This window comes from Mycobacterium gordonae (assembly GCF_001417955.2).
GTDB lineage: Bacteria > Actinomycetota > Actinomycetes > Mycobacteriales > Mycobacteriaceae > Mycobacterium > Mycobacterium gordonae_B.
The window spans coordinates 13,848-32,757 of record NZ_LKTM01000354.1 but is presented as its reverse complement, the minus strand read 5'-3'; the positions used below and the strand labels follow the sequence as shown (position 1 = coordinate 32,757).

Genomic DNA, 18,910 nt, shown 5'->3' with positions numbered 1-18,910 from the left:
GGGCCGCCGCCGGTCTGGTTGCCGTCACCGCCGGCGCCGGAGGGGTGGGCCTGTTCGGCGGCGCCGGGGGCGACGGCGGCAATGCGGGAACGCTGTACGGAAACGGTGGAGCAGGCGGCGCCAGCGGTGACGGCAACCAGACCGGCGGCGGCCCGGGGGGCAACGGTGGCAACGCGGGGCTGATCGGCAACGGCGGCAACGGGGGTGCCGGTGGCAACGTGCCGACCATCGGTTTTGTCGGCTACCACGGCGGTAACGGCGGCAACGCCGGGCTGATCGGCAACGGCGGTAATGGCGGCAACGGTGGTTTCGGCCCAGCGTCGGCGGGGGCCGGTGGACTCGGTGGCGCCGGTGGTCAGCTGCTCGGGCAGACCGGGGTCGATGGGCAGTAACCGAGGACAACCTGCTGTATCTGCCTTGACTGCAACGAGATTCCGCAGCAATTCGCATCCGCGCAACCGAAGCGAAGGTGCCGCCTACCACACCCCGCCCTGTCAACGAGGCGACACGCGATCGCCTAAGCTGCACCCTATGAGCCACGACTGGTTGCTCGTGGAGACGCTGGGGGACGAACCCGCCGTCGTAGCGCAGGGACGGCAACTCAAGAACCTCGTACCGATCACCAACTTTCTGCGCCGCAGCCCCAATCTTGCGGCCGTCAAGACGGCTATTGCCGAGTCGGTGCAGACCGGACAGGCGCTGACCAGCATCACCCCCAAGAGCGACCGGGTCATCCGCACCGAACCGGTGATGATGTCGGACGGCCGCATGCACGGCGTGCACGTGTGGACCGGACCGATCGACGAGGAACCGCCTGAGCGACCCGTGGTGGGCCCGTTGAAGTGGGACCTGACGTGCGGAGTGGCCACCGATACGCCGGAGTCACTGGCTAACAGTGGTAAGAACGCCGAGGCCGAGGTCACCTACGGCAGAGCCTTCGCCGAGGACCTGCCATCCCGGGAGCTCAACCCCAACGAAACCAAAGTCCTGGCCATGGCGGTAAAGGCCGAGCCGGGCCAAACACTGTGCAGTACTTGGGATCTCACGGACTGGGAGGGAAATCCCATCCGCATCGGCTTCACCGCCCGCAGCGCGCTGGAGCCGGGACCCGACGGCCGTGACCACTTGGTGGCCCGCGCGATGAACTGGCGCGCAGAACGCAAAGGCCCGCCGGTCGTCGCCGACGACCTGGCCCAGCGGATACTCAACGGCCTGGCGCAGGCGGGCGTGCATCGCGCGCTCGTCGACCTCAAGAACTGGACGTTGCTGAAATGGCTGGACGAGCCGTGCTCGTTCTACGACTGGCGCGGCAATGAGGGCAAGCAGCGCGTCCATCCTGATGACGAAGCTGTATTGCGCTCGATGACACAGGAATTCGCCGACGGCGCGACCAGTCGTGTACTTCGGCTGCCGGGCAATGACACCGAGTGGGTGCCGGTACACGTCACCGTCAACAGGGTGGAACTGGAACCCGAAACCTTCGCCGGGCTCATCTCACTGCGGTTGCCGACGGAGGAAGAAGTGGCTGCGGCGGGATTTTCGACGGACTAGACGACCGGCATCGTGGCCGACCATGCGCCGGACTGAACTGCGGCGCTCGGTCAGCGCACCGGTCCCGCCCGCGCAGCGGCCCGCGCGGCGCCCACCGCAGGCACGGCCACTTCGACGCTCACGACCACGTCGAGGTCTTGCACCGTGCACTCCACATCGCGAACCCGCATCTGGCGGACGACCGACGCCGCGCGCGCGCAGGCCACCGAAACCCCTTGCGGCAGCGCGGCGGCCCCGGCCAGGGCACCGAGGTCGGCCGCCGCCTGCGCCCGATGACGCGCCGCCACCACCGACCCGAGGTAGACCCCCGCGGCCGTGACGAACAGCAATACAGCGACCGCGGCAACGGCGACCACCGTGACCGAGCCGCGATCATCCCGGCTCCTCCGCCGATACCGCTCTGGCAGCGATATCCAGCGCAGGCAACAGCTTTGACCGCGCCACGACGGTAGCGACCAGATAACCACCTTGATGTTCCAGCCGAACCTGCGCACCCGTTGGCGCCATTTGTCGCGCCACTGCCACGGCGTTGCGGTGGTCACCGCGCGCCGCCAAGCGGGCCGCTTCACGTGCCGCGTCGATACAGCGCACCTGCATCGACACCGCGGTGAGCCCGGCCAGGCACAGCACGAGCACCACCACCAGGGCAGAGATCGCCAAGGCCGCCTCGACGGTGCTGGAACCCGCACTGCCGGCTAGACCTTGGTGCTCAGCGCACGACCGATGATGTGGTTGAGCGCGGACACAACCGAGTCGCCGGTTACGGCCGTGTACAGGATCGCCCCGAACGCCGCGGCCGCGATCGTGCCGATGGCGTACTCGACCGTAGACATGCCGGACTCGTCGCTCGCCAGCATCGTCAGCCGCGCCGCGATCACCCGAAACGTGTTGCGCATCAAGATATTCCTTCCTCATATCAACCCCGACTGCAGAACATCGCCGGCCAACCCGGCCACCACCGGAACGATGCCGAGGCACACGAAAGCCGGCAGAAAACACAGACCCAGCGGACCGGCGATCAGCACCCCGGCGCGCTCGGCGGCCGCAGCGGCCGCGGCCGCTGCGTCGTGACGAGACTGCACCGCGAGCTCGGCAACGCCATCGGCGAGAGCGGCGCCCGAAGTCGACGACCGCCGTGCCAGCCGCAACAGGCTGTCGAGTTGCCCGTCGGCGGGGCTCAGACCCGTCGGCGTCGACCACGCAATAGACGAGTCGGCACCCAGCGCCAGCAAATCGGCGGCGCGCCGCAACACCGATGCCAGCCGCGGCGGCGCGGAGGCCGCGGTCGCCGACGCGGCCGTCGCGACAGCCATGCCCGCCAGCAGGCACACCGCAAGCACGTCCAGGCTCGAAGCCATCCCCAGCGGGTCCGGGCCACGCTGAGCCTCCGCAGGTGGGCGAAACGACCTCGACCGCAGCCCAGCACGAGCGCGTACCACCGACGGGCCTGCGCCGGCCAGCAGTGCAACGGCCAGCAGTACCGCCGCGACACTCATGCCACGGCCGCACGATCGGCGATGCGGTCCGACCACCACAATCCAACGCAGGTCAGCGTCACGCCCGCCATCAGAAAGCATCCGCCCGCGTGGCCACCGAACAGGAACCGCACCGGCCGGGCGCCGATCAGCTGGCCGAGCAACAAACCCAACAGCGGCAACCCTGCCAGGATGGCGGCAGTAGCGCGGGCACCGGCCAAACCCGACCCGACTACCGCCGAGAACCGTTGTCGCTCAACAATATCGCGCTGGGCAGCGCGCATCAGCGTGGCGATCGCCAGACCGTGGTCGTTGGCCAGCTGCCAGCACGCCGCAAGGCGCTCCCAGTGTTGCGGCTGCGCCGATGATTCCGCCGCGGCACGCAGTCCAGCCACGACGTCGGCGCCCAACCGGGCCCGCGCCGCGACCACCCGCATCCCCGCCGACACCGCACCGGTGGTCTCCGCGGCGGCAACGTCGAACGCATGGACCGGATGGACGCCCACTCTCAGCTCACCGACCAGCACGTCGAGAGCCGCTTCCAGCGACCGACCTTCTTCGGCGCCGCGCCGACCTTGGATGCGGCGCCGATAACGGAGGCCGGCGACGGCGCTCACCAAAGCGCCCGACAGGACGGTCGTCCACGGCAGCACGAAAGCCGCCGCCGCGCAGACGCCGCCGCAGCACCAGCCGACGGTCCGCGGGCCGACCACAATTCGCCGGCCCGCCGGCAACACGGAAACCAGTCGGGCTCGCGGCGACGCCGATGACACCAGCAGCGCCAACGACAACAGCAGCGCTGAAAGTTGCAGCCCCGTCACGCCGGAATCCGGGTCCGAAGGGCCGCATCCAACTCTGCGGCGGCATCCCCGCTGCCGCGGTCCGCGTGCCACGCTGTGATCGCCCGGACCAGCCCGCTCTCGGATCGATGCAGCAGCGCGATCTCGCCCAGTCGTCGCCGTCCGGTCCGGTCCCGGGTCATGTGCAGCAGCACCTGAACCGCGGCCGCGAGCTGGCTGTGCAGCGCGCCGCGGTCGAGCCCCCCGAGTGCGCCCAGCGCCTCCAGCCGGGCCGGAACCTCGCCCGGGCTGTTGGCGTGCACGGTGCCGGCTCCCCCTTCGTGCCCCGTGTTGAGCGCGGCCAACAGGTCGACCACCTCGGCTCCCCGCACTTCTCCGACGACGAGACGGTCGGGACGCATCCGCAACGCCTGGCGAACGAGCTGGCGCACCGTGACCTCGCCGGCGCCCTCGACGTTGGCGCATTTCGCGACGAGTTTGACCAGATGGGGATGTTGCGGGGCAAGCTCGGCGGCGTCCTCGACGCATATGATCCGCTCGCTCGGCGAGACGGCGCCCAGGATCGCCGCAAGCAACGTGGTCTTGCCAAGATTGTGTACGGACGTCAAGATGTCTCAAGTCGCGGAGCCCGCATCAATGCTGGAGTGCCAGCGGAGGGTACGGCACGGCGCACGCTGCAGGGGAGGCTTACTCGGTCGACCCCGACCGCTCTTCCGGGCCACAGGCTTGGGCTACTGGCAACGACCGCACTACTAATGACGACACAAATACTGACGCAACATCCATATGAGACTCCGCAACGCTCCGCTCGACCGTGAAGTAGAGCTTCGGTCGCGGACCGATCGACTCAAGATAACGTCCGGGTCAGAGCGACCGGCTATTGATTGAGTCAAGCAGGGTTCACAATGGCGACTTCTGGAATGGCCAGGATTATCAACTGCCCAGCTACCTGAGGATAATTGCTGGAACGCCTGTTCCATGGCAGTGCGATACCGCGAGGGCGGCATGTCCGCGACCCGGGTCAGGGAGCTTCCAGAATGGGTGGCCCGCTGCGCCGCGGCTACGGTTGAGACGATCCGCCACACGGCGATCGACGCCCGGCCGAAGCAGTCGGCGTCGAGCATCCGACGCTGATCAACGCGGCCGGCGACTCCGAAAGCGGCGTTTGCTGGCTTAAAATTTGTGTGATTTGGATCATATGGTAGGCAGAACCTGCTTTATGTGCTCGTCCAGGGGTTTTGCGATGCACTCTAAGAAATATCTATGGATCTCCGTTGAGCCCAATGTAAAAATGGGTCTGAGAAAACAGTAGAAGGCCCAACTCTTGAGCGGACGAGTAAGCCATTTGCTGGCCTAAAACCACCGCATTTCCCCTCCCCAGACGGGGTAGCGTCGAGTTCAGCGATACTCCCGACGACGAAAGGAAAGTCATGTCGCTGAGCGAAATCCCGGTGAAAGTCACCATCACCGAAGAAAGCGGCCATTCTACCGTCGCGATAGTTGCTGAGGCGCAAATTCAGGGGGTCCACCCGAGCCACCTGGAGGACTCCGATTCGCGCGATCATTTGGCGAACGAGCTCGCCGACGCGGTCCGTGGCGAATTCCTCCGGCGCGCAAGCGGCTAAGGGTTCAGCGTCACGGAAAGGGAGGGGCCGGGTTCGGTCCCTCCCTTTTGAAGCGACCTGGCGCACGTCCATTTTCTTCAATGATCGTTGCATAAAGGTGATTTCGGCTCCGAGGGCGTTGCCGAGTTGGATGGGCATGTGGCCAAGTCTGCCGAGGCCGATGACCGCGACGCGGGTCTATTGCCGGTGTTCCATTGTCGCAGTGGTGAATACAGTGTGATGCCCGCGCGCACAATTGTGGTGCGGGCCGCAATCTTCGTGACGTCTCAAGGGTGAGAGAGGATCTGGTCTCTCTGCAGGTCGAAGATGGCCGGCCGCGCTCTGGTCGACGTCGCAGAACCGAAGCGCGACAGAGCCTCATGTACGCGGCCAGCAGTCTCATCGTCGTGGCGGATCGTGTGACTATGGCGAGGGGCACGATTTGCCTGTGGGGCAACACCACTCAACACTGGCGGCGCGGCGGTCGCGATTAGGTTCGTCGGCTACAGGCGACGCAGTTGGCATCGGCCGGAGGAATGCGTCGGGGTCCGATCTGGGTGCCCGGTCGGCTAGCTGCTCCCTGCAGATCAATGTCCAGCCAGTCCGCCGGTGCTCGACTCCCCGAGATCCAGGCCACCAACTCGGTGATGGCCGCGCTGGCGGTGAGGGCGTTGAGGTGCACGACGGACGGGGCCGGGGCTCCGGAGCCGTATCCGTGTTCGCGGTCTAAGCGCTGTTGGACGGGTGGCTTGGCCCACCGGCTGACTTCGGCGGTGTCGAGTTCGCCCAGACACATTAGGCACGGGCCTCCGGGGCGCAGGAAGATTACCCTTCCTCCAACCGCCGGGGGTGTGCTGCGATCGTCGACCCCGGTGGCGATGTCGAGGTAGGGGGTTGCGGTGTCGATGGCGATCTGGTTGAGCCGGTGGCGTGGCCCGTCGTGGTCGAGGCAGCCGATGATCAGGTCCACCTCGGACAATTCGGGGTGCTCGCCATCGACGGTGAGTCCTGGCAGTGCAGTGACCGCGATGCGCGGATCGATCGCGTGCAGGCGTTGCCGGGCAACTTCGGTTTTGGCGAGGCCGACGTCGTCGGCGTCGGCGGTCACCAATCTGTTGAGGTTGGTCGGCTCGACGGTGTCGTCGTCGAGGACGAGGATGCTCCGGAAGCCCAGATATGCCATGTTGAGCAGGACCTGCGAGCCGGTCCCTCCCCCGCCAACGACCGCGACGCGCAGGCCCGCGACGGTCCCTTGGCCGGCGTGGCCGAGCAGGGGAATCTGACGGCTGATGCGGTCTTCAGCGACTGGCGCGGCGTTCAGCACCCGCATCTGATCACCGGTGGCCGTTACCGCGTCCAGCGTCCCCCGTGTGAGGCCGCCGTCGCCGTTGCGGCGCCACCATTCGGCGTGCAACTGGTTCTGCGCCCAGACTCCCGCGACGTAGGGCCGACCGGGCAACAGATCCACCACGTAGGAGGCCATCGGTGTCAGGGCATCCTCGTCGGTTACCGAGAAGCGCGGTGGCCCGAAGCGGTGGTTGTGGAACTCGGCCAGACCTGTGTGGGATCTCAGCGCCTGGTTGTGCACCCGGTCCAGGGCGCTGGCGCTGAGGCACCAGCCCGAGCCGTCGAATTCAACATCGTGGTCGGGGATCAGTGCGACGTCGAGGACCTCGAGTACTGGGCCGTTGATGCTCTCTTGCAGCGGCCGGGTGAAGGCGAATGCGAATCGTTCCCCGTTGCCGGAGGTCAGGTGGTCCTGGATGCGGTCCCAGTGCGGGCCGTGGGTGAATTTCAATGTGCTCATCAGATCAGCTCGTTTCGTGGAATCGGGTGAGGGCGCCGGCCAGGTATTCAGCCAAGTTGCTGCCCGTTGCGGGGTCGGCGCTGGGATGCCAGTCGCCGGGCTCGAGGTGGTAGGAGAACTGCAGCCATTGCCGCCCGTCGTGCACTTGGAGTCCTTGGTTGTTTCCAGGTGCGCCGCCGCCCTGCAATGTCAGATCCGGGCGGGCGCAGACGTTGTCCGGTTGTCCCACAGGGTAATTCGGCGGAATCGCGAATAAGACGTCGGTGGCGATGTGCGACCATCCGGTGGGCAGCGGGTAGTCGGGAAGAACCACCACGAGCGTCTCGAAATTGATCCGGGCCGTTGGGTAGGCCCGGAGCAGGAGTGGCTGCTCCTGCTCCAGGCGTACCCGCAAGTTCTGCGTAAGCGTCACGGTGGGCTCACCCGCGCTTGAACCGTGGGCGGCGCTTGAACTGTGCCCCCGTGCCCAGAGGCACGACGGTATCGGGGGCGACGGCCTCACGGGAGCCGTCGGGCAGGACCCGAATGATGCCTTCGGTCAACGGAATACCGCCTGCAGCCATCACCTCCGCGCCTGTGACGGTGGGGTGGCCGCACTCATAGGTGATCTCGTCGAGGTCGAAGGCAAACACCGGGTGCGGGACATCCTGGGGATGAGGGGCGGGCGGCCCGTCGGGTGGGCGGACCTGCGGGTCGGCGGCGGTCGTATCGTGTGAGGTGGTGCTCAGCGGTGCCATGTGGCCTCCTGGTGAAGAGGACCCGCCTTTCGAGCCCTTCACCTTCTAGTCGCGCGGACCCGCCGTTTCGCACCCCCCAAGGGTCGCAACGACTTTCGGGCCTGTCAGACCAGATCGCCGTCGGCGGACCGGACGTAGGTCAGCTTGACGGTTTCGGGGGCACTGACCGCCAGCCGCTGCGCCAACTCCCCCTCGTAGGTCGTGATGAGGATTTGTTCTACGGACTTGGTCTGCGCGGCGCGGACCAGAGTGGCGGCGACGCCGGCGCGGCGGACCGGGTCGAGGTGTTCGAGCGGTTCGTCGAGCCACAGGCACGACGCCCGCGTCGCGGAGGCGGCCAGCACCAGGCGGGCCACGAGGAGTGCGGTGGCCCGTTCGCCGCCGCTGAGGTCAGGCAGCTCCAAATCGATCTCGGCGTGGCCTACTCGCAGCTGCCCGTCGGGACGCAGGTGTAGTCCATCCGCGCCGAAGAGCAGTTTCCAGCGATGGGCGATCTCAGTGGCCAGTGGTGTGACGCGTTCGACGAGGTATCGGTCGGCGACTCGGGTGACGCTGCGTTGAGCCACGTCGAGCACCACGTCCTCTCGGGCGAGGCGCACCAGGTTGACCTGGTCGGCGGCGGCGGTCTGGAGCTGCTCGAGCTCACGGCGCGCGGCGTCGACCCGGGCCAGCGCCCCGCCGTGCACCTGGGCCATGGCGTCGGCGTGTGCGCGGGACTCGCGGAGCACGTCGAGAGCATCGGGACCGGGATCGGGGTGTTTGGGTTCGACGGGGGCGACGAGGCGGGAGATCTCGCTGCTGAAGCGGGCTATGAGGGCGAGTTCGCGGCGTAGGCGCGTGGTCTGTTCGCGAAGCGCGGTGATCTTTTCGCGTGCGCCGCCACCGTCGCGGCCGTGGGCATCCAACGCGGTCTGGCGCTCGTGCTCGGACAAGGGACGTAGACATGTCGGGCAGCGTCCAGCATTATCAGCCAGGAGCTCGGCGGCGCTCGCTGATCGGGCCAGTCGGATTTCAGCCTCACTGGCGGCGGCGACGCTTTCCTCCACACCGGCCGCCACCCGGTGGTGGCGCGAGGCCAGCGAGGAGACGGGGTCGTCCCCCAAGTCGGTGAGGGCACCGCTCATCTCGGTAAGCAGGTGCTGCGTTCGCGTGCGGTAGGTCTGCGCCAGGTCGCGATATTGTTTCCACGCAAGCGCGTGGGCCGCGGCGGCGTCGTGATCGCTCACTTTCGCGAAGGCTTCCTCCCGTTCCCGCCGGGCAGTGCGTTCATCGGTTTCCAGTTCCGCGACCCGCTGGGCGGCAGCCGCGATCTCGTCGGCTGTGCCGCTGAGGTCTGCGCGCAATGACTTGATCTCGTTACCGATTACTGCGCGGCGTGACTTCAGGCGTTCTGCGGACTGAAGCAGTGGTTGCACCCCGAAGACCGCAGCTAGGTGATCGCGGATCGGGAAGCCCGTGATCTTTCCGGTTGTGGCGGGCCCGAAGATGACGGCGTCGAGCAGGGCCGTCTGCGCGGTCCACGACTCCCTCAACGTGGCGTCGTAGTCGGCTTCGGTCAGGGAGCGCCTGCCGATGCTGGCCGCGAATGTGGCAGTCCCGCTGCGCCGCAAGGTACGGGTGACCTCGACGTCACCACGGTCGGGCAGTGACACCACCAGCGTCACCGTGGCCTCGTCGTGTCCGCCGCGCACCGCACGCCCGCGGCCCCGATCGGGTGGGGTGCCGAGCAATCCCCAACGGACGGCCTCGACCAGGGAGGACTTTCCGACGCCGTTGGGTGCCACCACGAACGTCACCGGGTGGGTCAGGGTCAAATCCAGATGATCGTAGGCGCGCCAATGCCGCAGGCCGATGCTGCGGATCACGGTGTCGTCTCCGCCAACGCCGACGCTTGGTCCACCAGAGCGATGTCGCTCAGCGTTCCTGCCTGCACGGCCACGATCAATGCCGAGAGAGCGGCCGGGTCCAAGGTCTCCAAGACTTCCAGTGCCCGTCGCTTATATTCCAGTCTCGGTCGCGTCCGCAGTTCGGCGGCGATCTCTTCGGTGACCAACTCCAGCGCGCCGGCGGTGATGTCACCACTTTCGAGGATCTCGGTCAGGCCTGCCACGCGATCCCAGCGTGGAAGCCGTTGCTCGAAGTAGTGCCTCAGGATGAGATCGAAGCTGTCGGTCACCACGAATGCGCCCGGCTCCAACCAGCCACGCACGGGATCGATGGACAGGTTGCACGCCGCGGCGCTGAAGATCGCCGCACGCGTGGCATCCCGCGTTACCAGCGCCACGGCCGACATGGCGGGGTTGTGGAGGAGAAATGACGCCAGCTGGACCGGCTCGTTCGCCCAGTCGGTCTCATCGGTGAGGAACAGGGCCATGTTCTGGCCCAGCGCACTGCACTGCGCCAGCGGGACCGCCGCCCTGGTCATCACGGGTGCCCACTGAGGGGACCAGTCGACACACACATCGCCGCCGAAAGCGGCTTCCAGTTCTTCGAGAACGTGGCGTATCGGGTCGGGCGCCGCCGTGGGTTCGGGCGCCTGACTGCCCGTGGGATCCGCGCCTCCCGATCCCGGGCTTGGGCGAGTATCGGGTACCAAGCCCAACCGCATCGCTACGGGATCCTGGTGCAGCGGCGGCACCGCCGGACCGCGATCGGCCAGTGCATCGACGATGTCCAGACGATTCCGCACGACCCGGCGTTGCGGTGGCGTCAGGGGCGCGAGGTCGGGTTCGGGACCCTGGCCCCGCAGGAACTGCAGATAGCGTTCGACGACGTCGTCGATCTGGGCGTCGAAATCGTGGTTGTCACTCATTTCTGCTCCTTCCCGTCCTGTTGGCCCCGTCGCTGACGGTCTACGCAGCGCCGCAGCGACTCCAGCGCCCGCCCGCGTTGTCGACTGGCCGCCTGATGTGACTTGCCTTCGCGCAGGGCCCAATCTGACAAGCTCATCGACTCCATCACTGTGGCGGTCACGACTGATTGCTGATCTGCTGGCAGCGCCGCCAAGCATTCGATCGCCGTGCGGGCCATCTCGTCGCGCCGCTGGGCGAGTTGGGCATCCACCTCGCGGAATTCCAGCTCGCCCTGCAGCGTCGGCTCCTTGCAGAGCAGGTCGATCTGCTCCCGATGGCGAATTATCTTTCGCCCTCGGTCGCGGCCCCGTTGAAACGCAATTTGATACGCCATGCCCTGCGGCGAACTCAGCTCGTCGCGGTTCTTCTTCTCGAATTCGCAGAACGCGTCGTAGGCGACCTCGACGACGTCGTCTTCGTTGGGCGTGCATGCGGTGATGGCGTGGATTCCCCGACGGGCCGCGTGATGTATAGGGTCTTTGACAGACTCGTAGAGGGCAGTGCGTCGCGCGCGCGCTGCCCGACGGGCTTCGGGTTCCCGCTCGGAGGCATCAATGTCGGGGGCCATCACTTAGACGTCGAACGCATCGCCTCGACCGCACCCCCCTTCGGCGGACAATTTTCTCACCTCGTCTGTCCGGAGCCGGTCCGCCGCGGTATCACCGCGGTTGTGTACTCACCGTCGGACGCATGCATACGAGATCGGTCAGACCGCTGAAGGCCCGACACGACCCGAATCCGGGGGTTGTCTCAAAGCGGCTGTCAGCGCCGTTGCCCTGTATTCGGCGGAGTTTTGCACCATGAAGGTAGGAAAGCCATGCCTTCTGTCCTCGAACAGGTTTCGACGCAGAAGCGCAGACTGTGCCGTTGCTGCCACGCAAACTTGCGCGTCTGGTTGCGAAACGCACAATCAATTGCCGCCCAATGCATATCGGGGGCCCACGTTGCTCTCAATCAGCCTGGGGCAGCGTGGTTCTTGCTGGCCGTTATCCGACTCCGGCTGGTTTGGGCATCACGGTGGGCTTGACGCCGTAGCGTGGTGTGCCGAAGCCGTAGCCTGGCCGTCCGGTTGTCGCCGGCATCGTCGTGGGAACCGTTGTGGTGGTCGGGTCGGCTTCTGGGGTGGCGGTCCAGCCGGCGCCGGTGAGCGTGCCGGTGGTTGGTGCTGGGGTGGCTGTTGACCAACTGGCTGGTACCGATAACCGGCCGGCCGAGGCTGCGTCGCCCATGCCGGCCAGCACCGATGTTTGGGGTAGGCCGCTTGGGCCTGCCGGGGTTGCTGGTGTTCCGGAGCCGACGAGGACGGCTCCCGGCACGCTGCTGGGGGCGGCGCTGTCGGCGCTGCTAAGTGTTGCTGCGGCGGGTTCGGCACTGGCGGCGGCGAGTTGGGCGCCGGCGGAGATGCCGCCGAACATGTTCCACGCCCCGATGCTGCCGATCTGTGCGGTGATGGTCTGGGTTCCGTTCCATATACCGATGTCTTGGGTCGCGTTGACGAAATCCAGGGTGTGACCCACCAGCCCTGGTCCGTAGATCCCGGTACCGAACGGGTTTTCCAGGCCTTGCAGCGCGCTGGGCAGGTCGGCGATCAGCCCTTGCAGGCCGGGTGCGGTGCTGGCCTCGGCACTGGCGGCGGCTTGGCCGGCCAGCCCGGCGGGGTTGGTGGTCGGTGCGGGTGTGGTCAGCGGGTTCAGGGTGGCTGCGCTGGCCGCGGTGCCGGCGTAGCCGTACATGGCGGCGGCGTCCTGGGCCCACATTTCGCCGTAGTGGGCTTCGGTGGCCGCGATCGCGGGGGTGTTCTGGCCGACGATGTTGGTGGCGACCAGTGCGGCCAGCAGGGCTCGGTTGGCGGCGATCTCCGGTGGGGGCACGGTGACGGCGAAGGCCGTCTCGTAGGCGGCTGCGGCGGCGGTGGCCTGGGCGGCGGCGTATTGAGCGGCGGCGGCGGTGGCGTTCATCCACCCCAGGTAGGGCGTGACGGCGGCGGCCATCGACGCCGACGCCGGGCCTCGCCATTCGCTTTCGGTGAGTTCGGCCATGACCGCCTCGTAGGAGGACGCGGTGGTGGCCAGTTCGGCGGCCAGGTTGTTCCACGTCGATGCGGCGGCCAGCATCGGTGCCGGCCCGGGCCCGGTGTAGAGGAGTCCGGAGTTGATCTCCGGAGGTAGTGCCCCAAAATCCATGTCACTGTTCCCATCTGTTGTCGATTTGGCAAAGCCTCTGTGCGGCGGGGTGATCCGGCCCACGCCGGCCGGGGGCGGGGTCTTAGACGCCTGCCGGTTTGGGCATCACGATCGGCTTGACGCCGTAGCGCGGGGCGCCCAGGCCACCGGCGGTCCGCCCGGACGGGGCCCACGGCACCCCGGTGGCCACGGTGGCCGCTGGTGCGCCCGGCGTGCCGGCACCGGGCCAGCTCGTGCCGGTGAATGTCGCCGCGGCCGGGTTCGACGTGGTTGCCGATCCGGCCCAGCTGGGCGGCACGGAGAGTCTGCCGACCGTGGACGCGCCTCCCACGCCTGCCGACACCGACTGCCCGCCGGCGCCTGCGACGTCGGCGGGCTCGGAGGCGGTGGTGAGCGCCGCTGCTGCGGCGGCCTCGGCGTCGGCGGGTGCCGCGGCCGTTGAGCCGGCGCCCAGAAGGGAGCCCAGCGAGAACAGATCGGAGGGGGCGCCCCCGAAATTGCCGACCTGAAAGGCTCCGACGATGCCCAGATTGCTCACCGCGGCGTCGACGAATCCGTACTGCCCGGGAGTGCCCGGGCCCGCTGCCCCGGTGAACAAGCCGTAGACGAGCGACACCAACGATCCAGGCGGCGCCGATGAGGTGGCGGCGGAGTTGGAGGACTCGGCGGTTCCGTACGAACCGGCGCTGGCGCCGAGAACAGTGACGAACATGTCGTGCACGGCTTGGGCTTGGGCGTTGACCTGCTGGTAGAGCGTGCCGTAGGCGCCGAACTGTGTCGCCAGCAGCGCCGACACCTGATCGGCGGCGGCGGGAATCACCCCGGTGGTCGAGGCGGCCGCGGCCGCGTTCTCGGCAGCCAGCCCGGAGCCCAGTGCCCGCAGCGTGGCCGCTGCCGCGGCCAATGCTTCGGGCGATGTGATCACGAAAGACATGCGGTTCTCCTCACAACGACGGACGAAAATCATCAGGACTGGCCCAGCAGGAAGACACTCGGCCATCCGCCATACTCATACTGGGCATCAACTAGGTATGTACAGAGGTAGTAGATCAAGGGCGAGGGGCTGGCGGGCTGAAGCGCGGAGTCGCCCGGTGACCTCGCAACCGGTGCCCGACTCCCCTGGGCGCTCTGGCGGCCGTCAGGTGCGCGACCACCACGTGGGTGCTGCCCCCCGGAACGAGGCCGCCAGGCGACCGTCGTTGTCCGCGATCGCGCGGTGGTGGGTCTGCAACGGCATGGCGCCACCTTAGGAAAAGGTTGTTGCACCAACCCTTCCCGCGATCACCAGTGTGCTACAAGTTCCTCACAGGGCGGATCCCGCAACGGTGAAATTCGCTGCGCGCCAACCAGTTGTGCGTTGAACAAGAGCTGAATTACTATCTCCGTACATAGTACGTAGATAGGATGGCGAACATGTTCGGTGCACGTCGTCGAGGGGAGTACCGCAGGCGCGGTCCGCTGCTGCGGTGTCGGTGCCGGCGCCTGCCGGCCGACGGTGGGCGGCGGCGGTGACCGCCGTGGCGGGGCCGGCTCGGCCCGATGGCAAGAGTGAGGCGTGGGAGACGATCGCGGTGCAGGCCGAGCAGATCCAGGCGTGGCTCGACGGCGGATCGACGCTCACCCGGGTGCACACGCTGTTGCGCCGGCGTGGTGTCGTGGTGGCGTATCGGACGTTAGTGCGCTATGCCACAGAAGAACTGGGGTTCCGGCGGCGGCGCGCCACGCTGCCCAGGGACTACGGTGAACCCGGCGTCGAGGTGCTCGCCGTCTTGGGCCGCCTGGGCATGCTCACCGATGAATCCGACGAGCGGCGCCGGGTGGTGCACGGGTTGATCTTCACCGCCGTGCACTCCCGACACATGTTCGTCTATCCCACGTATGGGCAGACACTCATCGATGTGGTCGTGGGGTTCGAGGCCGCGTGGGCGTTCTTCGGAGGGGTGTTCGCGGTGGTGGTTCCCGATATCGAGGCCATCGTGGACCGCGCACCCGCGACCGCGCCGCAGCTCAATCCCCTGTTCGGCGAGTACGCGCACGTGCGCGGGTTCACTGTGGACCTTCCCTGTGTCACCACTGCCCTGGACCGTCCGCGGATCGCGCGCAGCGTGTCGTATGTGAGGTCGAGTTTCTTTGCCGGAGAACACTTCCAGAACCTCGACGAATGCCGGGAGCAGGCCGCGCACTGGAGTGCCGCGGTGGCGGGGATGCGGATGCACAGCGGCACCGGAGGCCGCCCGGCCGAGGTGTTCGCCACCGAGGAGCAACCCCACCTGAGCCCCCCGCCCGACGAGGTGTTCGACTTCCCGACCTGGACCCACCCCAAGGTCGCCGCCGACGGCCACGCGCGGGTCGCCAAGGCCTTCTACAGCGTTCCCGGCGAACTGGTGGGGCAGCGTTTGGACGCCCGGCTGGATGCGCGCGCGGTGAAATTGTATTGGCGGGGTGAGCTGATCAAAGTTCACCCGGTCGTGGCCCCCGGCCGCTGGAGCACCGACCCCGCCGACCCGCCCCCTTTCAGTCTGCGCGAGGTGTCTCGGGAACGCGCTGATGCACCACGAATCAGCCTGCACGATCCTGTCGACGACCTGGGCCCGTGACGGGCCGGCGATGACGTCGTGGGCATCGCCGGCCGATGAGCCGTTGGCGGGATTCACCATCGGGGTGACGGCGGCACGGCGCTCGGAGGAATTCATCGCCCTGTTGCGGCGCCGCGGTGCCACAGTCGTCTACGCCCCGGCCCTGCGGATCGTCCCGCTCGCTGATGACACCGAATTGCACTGTGTCACAGAGCATATCGTGGCCGATCCGCCCGATGTGGTCGTGGTGAGCACCGGCATCGGCTTCCGCGGCTGGATGGACGCCGCGCACGGGTGGGGTGTGGCCGAGGACGTCGTCGCCGCGCTCGGCGCGGCGCGCATCCTGACCCGGGGACCCAAGGCACGCGGCGCTGTTCGCCAGGCCGGACTCTGCGAGCAGTGGAGCCCTGAATCCGAGACCCTACGTGAGGTGCTCGACCGGGTGCTCGCCGACGGCGCCACGGGTTTGCGGATCGCGGTGCAACTGCATGGCGCGCCCGCGCAGCGCGGGCCTGACGTCGACCTCGGCGATGCCCTCACCTTCGCGGGCGCACAGGTGCTCAGGGTGCCGGTGTATCGGTGGGCGCCGCCGCGAGACCGCCGGCCGATGGACCAGCTGATCGCGATGATCGCCGACGCCGGACTCGACGCGGTGAGCTTCACCAGCGCCCCGGCGGTCGCCTCGGTGCTCCAGCACGCCGACGCGCTCGGCTGCCGGACACAACTGCTGGCCGGACTGCGAGACCACGTCACGGCGGCCTGTGTCGGTCCGCTCACCGCGGCGCCGCTGCGCCGACTCGGCGTACCCGCGATACACCCCGACCGCTACCGGCTCGGGGCACTGGCGCGGCTGATCAACGACGAGGTTCCGCCCCGCGCCCGCCACATCACCGCGGCAGGACATCACCTGTGCGTCCGCAGCGCAACGGTGGCCGTCGACGGCGACATCCGGACTATGCCACCCTCCGCGATGGCCCTGCTGCGGGGGTTGATGGCCACACCGGGCCGGGTGGTGTCCCGCCAGGACCTGCTGGCACTGCTGCCCGGGGCCGGGGCAGACACCCATGCGGTCGAAACCGCCATGACCCGACTACGTTCCGCGCTGGGCGCTCCGTCCGCGGTCCAGACGGTCTACAAACGCGGCTACCGGCTGGCGACCGACCTGACCGCCGGCTGACCCGCACAACGCGCAGACATCCACCGCGCCCGAGCGGACGAGCACCGTCGTGCCCCGCGGCCATCACAGCACCTGAGCAGAGGCGGCCTGTGCCGACGGCGCGGGCGCGCCGTCGGCACAGAAGCGACATCGTCGCCGGACCGTGAACTCAAGGCCCGCAGGCGATTACGGGACCACCGATGACGGACCGCTCTGCCATCAACCGCGCGCAGCCGCTGTCGACGGCCCTGATCGCCGGAGCCCAAGCCCAGGTCCTAGCGGGTGGGCATCGGCATGCTGGTCATCGGCGCCATGCCCGGCATCGACATGCCCGGCATCGACCCCATGCTCGGCATACCCATGTCCGGCATCGGCGCCATGCTGGTCATCGGCGGCATGCTGGTCATGGGCGGCATGCTGGTCATCGGGGACGGCGAGGACATGCTGATGTTCTCCATCGCCGGCGTGGTGCTCTCCGCGCTGGCCTTCGTCAACTCGCTCATTCCCGTCACGATGAGCAGATACGCGCACACAAGGACGAGGACGCCGCCCGCGATACACGCGGCGGCCACCCGGTAGCGCCCGCCGGGCCGAGTCGAGGGGGTAGGGGCGGTCTCTGTCATGTCTTCCTCCAGTCACGAAAAAGTGTTCTACTGACCTACGTAGTATATCAGTAGTTAGCCTGACTGGGCGGGCCTGTAACGTGACCGCCGGGAGGACCGATTCGATGCCGGACCCGAGGCATCGCGGGTGTCTCCCTTGCGCGAGTGGCGCGTCAGGCTGGCCAATGGTCCGGGTTCCCGCCCACGGTGCCGTGCTGCACCGGTTGACCATCGCGGGATTGTGGCGTTTGCGGGACGGCTCGCCTGGCGACGGCGATCTGGCCCAGTGGCGATCGAGGTGACCGCGGGTCCGGTGAGGCGGGGGTTAGGGCTGCGCCGTTGCTGCAGGCCGTGAGGCTGAGCTGCGGCGAGCGCGTGACGGGGTGGCGACCGCCGGTCAGAGCCCCCGGCGCGGGATCACTCCGGGCCGGTTCTGCATCACGTGCGAGCCTGCGGCGCCGCGGCCTGACATCCCCGCCGCCATTTTGCCGCCACCTGCACCGCCGCCCATGGGCATCGGCATCGCCGGGATGCCCCCGCCGGCGGATGCAGCGTTCTGGGCCTCTGCGGGCAGGGCGCCCAGTCCCGACAGGGCCGCGCTGCTCATCGTCTTGGGCATCGCGCCTTGCCAGGTGGGCGGCACGGACATCGCCCCCACCAGTCGCGCTTTGCCCAGGTCCGCGCCGACGCCCAGTCCCCCGGCACCGGCGCCGAGGCCTTGCATCGCCGGAGCGGTGTCGCCGACGAACTTGGGCAGATCGGCCGCCCCACCGGCCAGTCCGGCCGCGCCCGCCTGGGCGCTCTGCGCCAGCTGGAGCATCGGAGAGATCAGTGTGCTGGCCGGTACCGCCCCGAGCTGGGCGATCGAGGACACCTGTTGCAGGGGCAGGGCCGCGGCCAGCGACTGCACCGCGGTCGCCGCGATCGGCACCGTCGCCACCGCCGCGGTGGCCTGCGTCGCCGCTTGGGTCCCGATCGCCACCGCCTGCACACCGGCGCGCGACACCACACCGGCCAGGTCGACGGGCGGCATGCTGAACGGGGTCAGGGTAGAGGCCACCGACAGGGCCCCGGTGAAGTAGCCGACCATCGCCGACACGTCCTGGGCCCACATCTCGGAGTAGTCGAATTCGGTAGCCGCGATCGCCGGCGCGTTCTGGCCCAGGAAGTTCGTCACAATCAACGATGTCAACGACGTCCGGTTCGCCGTCACCGCCAACGGATGCACGGTGGCCGCCAGCGCGGTCTCGAACACGGTCGCCGCAGCGCGGGCCTGACCGGCCGCCGTCGCCGCTTGCGCCGCTGCGGCACTGAGCCAGCCCACGTACGGCGCCGCCATCGCCGCCATCGCCATCGACGCAGGGCCCGACCAGGACTCGCCCGTCAGCGCGGTGATCACCGAATCAAAGGATGCCGCCGAGGCGTACAAGTCCGTGGCCAGCGCATCCCAGGCTGCTGCCGCGACGTACAACGGACCCGATCCCGCCCCGGCGAAGATCCGCCCCGAGTTGACCTCCGGTGGCAAAAAGGTGAATCCAGCAATCATCGACATCGTCATCCAAATCCA

Annotated in this window: 19 protein-coding genes and 3 pseudogenes; 6 read left to right on the top strand and 16 right to left on the bottom strand. The window is 68.0% G+C overall.

The window, feature by feature from the left end:
- Window positions 1–392 (top strand): annotated as a pseudogene (locus AO501_RS38475) (hypothetical protein); the annotation flags it as partial.
- Window positions 393–531: 139 nt separating this feature from the next.
- Window positions 532–1,551: a PAS domain-containing protein gene (locus tag AO501_RS27735; protein WP_055580777.1), complete on the top strand. Its 1,020-nt coding sequence runs from the start codon at window positions 532–534 to the stop codon at window positions 1,549–1,551.
- Window positions 1,552–1,601: 50 nt separating this feature from the next.
- On the opposite strand, the gene AO501_RS27730 is transcribed toward AO501_RS27735, so the two are convergent.
- The 6 genes and pseudogenes from AO501_RS27730 to AO501_RS27705 all read right to left on the bottom strand — a co-directional run.
- Entirely contained in the window at window positions 1,602–1,907 is a 306-nt protein-coding gene (locus AO501_RS27730; protein WP_055580776.1) for an Rv3654c family TadE-like protein, read from the bottom strand.
- A 16-nt stretch (window positions 1,908–1,923) separates the two neighbouring features.
- A complete protein-coding gene (locus AO501_RS27725; protein ID WP_082658880.1) occupies window positions 1,924–2,211 on the bottom strand; it encodes a TadE family type IV pilus minor pilin in 288 nt (95 codons plus the stop codon).
- Between the two features lie 35 nt (window positions 2,212–2,246).
- Entirely contained in the window at window positions 2,247–2,447 is a 201-nt protein-coding gene (locus AO501_RS27720; RefSeq protein ID WP_055580775.1) for a DUF4244 domain-containing protein, read from the bottom strand.
- A gap of 15 nt (window positions 2,448–2,462) precedes the next feature.
- Window positions 2,463–3,047 carry a type II secretion system F family protein gene (locus tag AO501_RS27715; protein WP_055580774.1) on the bottom strand — a complete coding sequence of 195 codons (585 nt, stop codon included), beginning with the start codon at window positions 3,045–3,047 and terminating at the stop codon, window positions 2,463–2,465.
- The gene (locus AO501_RS27710) at window positions 3,044–3,847 is read right to left on the bottom strand and encodes a type II secretion system F family protein (RefSeq protein ID WP_055580773.1); all 804 of its coding nucleotides are present in this window, start codon (window positions 3,845–3,847) and stop codon (window positions 3,044–3,046) included. The genes AO501_RS27715 and AO501_RS27710 overlap by 4 nt, the downstream gene beginning before the upstream one ends.
- A pseudogene (locus AO501_RS27705) lies at window positions 3,844–4,413 on the bottom strand (ATPase, T2SS/T4P/T4SS family); the annotation flags it as partial. The gene AO501_RS27710 and the pseudogene AO501_RS27705, both read right to left, overlap by 4 nt.
- A gap of 843 nt (window positions 4,414–5,256) precedes the next feature.
- On the opposite strand from AO501_RS27705, the gene AO501_RS27700 reads away from it, so the two are divergent.
- The gene (locus tag AO501_RS27700) at window positions 5,257–5,451 is read left to right on the top strand and encodes a hypothetical protein (RefSeq protein ID WP_055580772.1); all 195 of its coding nucleotides are present in this window, start codon (window positions 5,257–5,259) and stop codon (window positions 5,449–5,451) included.
- A gap of 66 nt (window positions 5,452–5,517) precedes the next feature.
- Here AO501_RS27700 and AO501_RS40850 read toward each other — a convergent pair.
- The 9 genes and pseudogenes from AO501_RS40850 to AO501_RS27660 all read right to left on the bottom strand — a co-directional run.
- Window positions 5,518–5,681: pseudogene (locus AO501_RS40850) on the bottom strand (alcohol dehydrogenase); the annotation flags it as partial.
- A gap of 239 nt (window positions 5,682–5,920) precedes the next feature.
- A complete protein-coding gene (locus AO501_RS38470) occupies window positions 5,921–7,237 on the bottom strand; it encodes a ThiF family adenylyltransferase (protein ID WP_063892933.1) in 1,317 nt (438 codons plus the stop codon).
- 4 nt (window positions 7,238–7,241) lie between these two features.
- On the bottom strand, window positions 7,242–7,649 hold the full coding sequence (locus AO501_RS27690) for an E2/UBC family protein (protein WP_055580771.1): 408 nt from the start codon (window positions 7,647–7,649) through the stop codon (window positions 7,242–7,244).
- Between the two features lie 7 nt (window positions 7,650–7,656).
- Window positions 7,657–7,974 carry a hypothetical protein gene (locus AO501_RS37465; protein ID WP_055580770.1) on the bottom strand — a complete coding sequence of 106 codons (318 nt, stop codon included), beginning with the start codon at window positions 7,972–7,974 and terminating at the stop codon, window positions 7,657–7,659.
- Window positions 7,975–8,078: 104 nt separating this feature from the next.
- Entirely contained in the window at window positions 8,079–9,839 is a 1,761-nt protein-coding gene (locus tag AO501_RS27680; protein WP_055580769.1) for an AAA family ATPase, read from the bottom strand.
- Complete coding sequence (locus AO501_RS27675) at window positions 9,836–10,786, bottom strand: hypothetical protein (RefSeq protein WP_055580768.1); 951 nt, start codon at window positions 10,784–10,786, stop codon at window positions 9,836–9,838. The genes AO501_RS27680 and AO501_RS27675 overlap by 4 nt, the downstream gene beginning before the upstream one ends.
- On the bottom strand, window positions 10,783–11,394 hold the full coding sequence (locus tag AO501_RS27670) for an RNA polymerase sigma factor (RefSeq protein WP_055580767.1): 612 nt from the start codon (window positions 11,392–11,394) through the stop codon (window positions 10,783–10,785). The genes AO501_RS27675 and AO501_RS27670 overlap by 4 nt, the downstream gene beginning before the upstream one ends.
- 418 nt (window positions 11,395–11,812) lie before the next feature.
- Window positions 11,813–13,009, bottom strand: a complete 1,197-nt coding sequence (locus tag AO501_RS27665) for a PPE family protein (RefSeq protein WP_055580766.1) — start codon at window positions 13,007–13,009, stop codon at window positions 11,813–11,815.
- Window positions 13,010–13,091: 82 nt separating this feature from the next.
- A complete protein-coding gene (locus AO501_RS27660; protein ID WP_055580765.1) occupies window positions 13,092–13,943 on the bottom strand; it encodes a PPE family protein, SVP subgroup in 852 nt (283 codons plus the stop codon).
- 532 nt (window positions 13,944–14,475) lie between these two features.
- Here AO501_RS27660 and AO501_RS27655 point away from each other — a divergent pair.
- The 3 genes from AO501_RS27655 to AO501_RS27645 all read left to right on the top strand — a co-directional run bounded on the left by AO501_RS27655 (window position 14,476) and on the right by AO501_RS27645 (window position 17,320).
- On the top strand, window positions 14,476–15,606 hold the full coding sequence (locus AO501_RS27655; protein ID WP_055580764.1) for a Mu transposase domain-containing protein: 1,131 nt from the start codon (window positions 14,476–14,478) through the stop codon (window positions 15,604–15,606).
- 10 nt (window positions 15,607–15,616) lie between these two features.
- The gene (locus AO501_RS27650; RefSeq protein ID WP_055580763.1) at window positions 15,617–16,762 is read left to right on the top strand and encodes a uroporphyrinogen-III synthase; all 1,146 of its coding nucleotides are present in this window, start codon (window positions 15,617–15,619) and stop codon (window positions 16,760–16,762) included.
- A 261-nt stretch (window positions 16,763–17,023) separates the two neighbouring features.
- The gene (locus tag AO501_RS27645; protein ID WP_055580762.1) at window positions 17,024–17,320 is read left to right on the top strand and encodes a hypothetical protein; all 297 of its coding nucleotides are present in this window, start codon (window positions 17,024–17,026) and stop codon (window positions 17,318–17,320) included.
- Window positions 17,321–17,740: 420 nt separating this feature from the next.
- Here AO501_RS27645 and AO501_RS27640 read toward each other — a convergent pair whose 3' ends face one another.
- The gene (locus tag AO501_RS27640; RefSeq protein WP_055580783.1) at window positions 17,741–18,889 is read right to left on the bottom strand and encodes a PPE family protein; all 1,149 of its coding nucleotides are present in this window, start codon (window positions 18,887–18,889) and stop codon (window positions 17,741–17,743) included.
- Window positions 18,890–18,910: the final 21 nt, after the last annotated feature.

Coding starts and splice junctions, on each gene's coding strand:
- AO501_RS27735 (WP_055580777.1), top strand. CDS start 532: ATGAGCCACGACTGGTTGCTCGTGGAGACGCTGGGGGACGAACCCGCC.
- AO501_RS27650 (WP_055580763.1), top strand. CDS start 15,617: ATGACGTCGTGGGCATCGCCGGCCGATGAGCCGTTGGCGGGATTCACC.
- AO501_RS27720 (WP_055580775.1), bottom strand. CDS start 2,447: ATGCGCAACACGTTTCGGGTGATCGCGGCGCGGCTGACGATGCTGGCG.
- AO501_RS27675 (WP_055580768.1), bottom strand. CDS start 10,786: ATGAGTGACAACCACGATTTCGACGCCCAGATCGACGACGTCGTCGAA.
- AO501_RS38470 (WP_063892933.1), bottom strand. CDS start 7,237: ATGAGCACATTGAAATTCACCCACGGCCCGCACTGGGACCGCATCCAG.
- AO501_RS27640 (WP_055580783.1), bottom strand. CDS start 18,889: ATGATTGCTGGATTCACCTTTTTGCCACCGGAGGTCAACTCGGGGCGG.
- AO501_RS27715 (WP_055580774.1), bottom strand. CDS start 3,047: ATGAGTGTCGCGGCGGTACTGCTGGCCGTTGCACTGCTGGCCGGCGCA.
- AO501_RS37465 (WP_055580770.1), bottom strand. CDS start 7,974: ATGGCACCGCTGAGCACCACCTCACACGATACGACCGCCGCCGACCCG.
- AO501_RS27670 (WP_055580767.1), bottom strand. CDS start 11,394: ATGGCCCCCGACATTGATGCCTCCGAGCGGGAACCCGAAGCCCGTCGG.
- AO501_RS27660 (WP_055580765.1), bottom strand. CDS start 13,943: ATGTCTTTCGTGATCACATCGCCCGAAGCATTGGCCGCGGCAGCGGCC.
- AO501_RS27665 (WP_055580766.1), bottom strand. CDS start 13,009: ATGGATTTTGGGGCACTACCTCCGGAGATCAACTCCGGACTCCTCTAC.
- AO501_RS27700 (WP_055580772.1), top strand. CDS start 5,257: ATGTCGCTGAGCGAAATCCCGGTGAAAGTCACCATCACCGAAGAAAGC.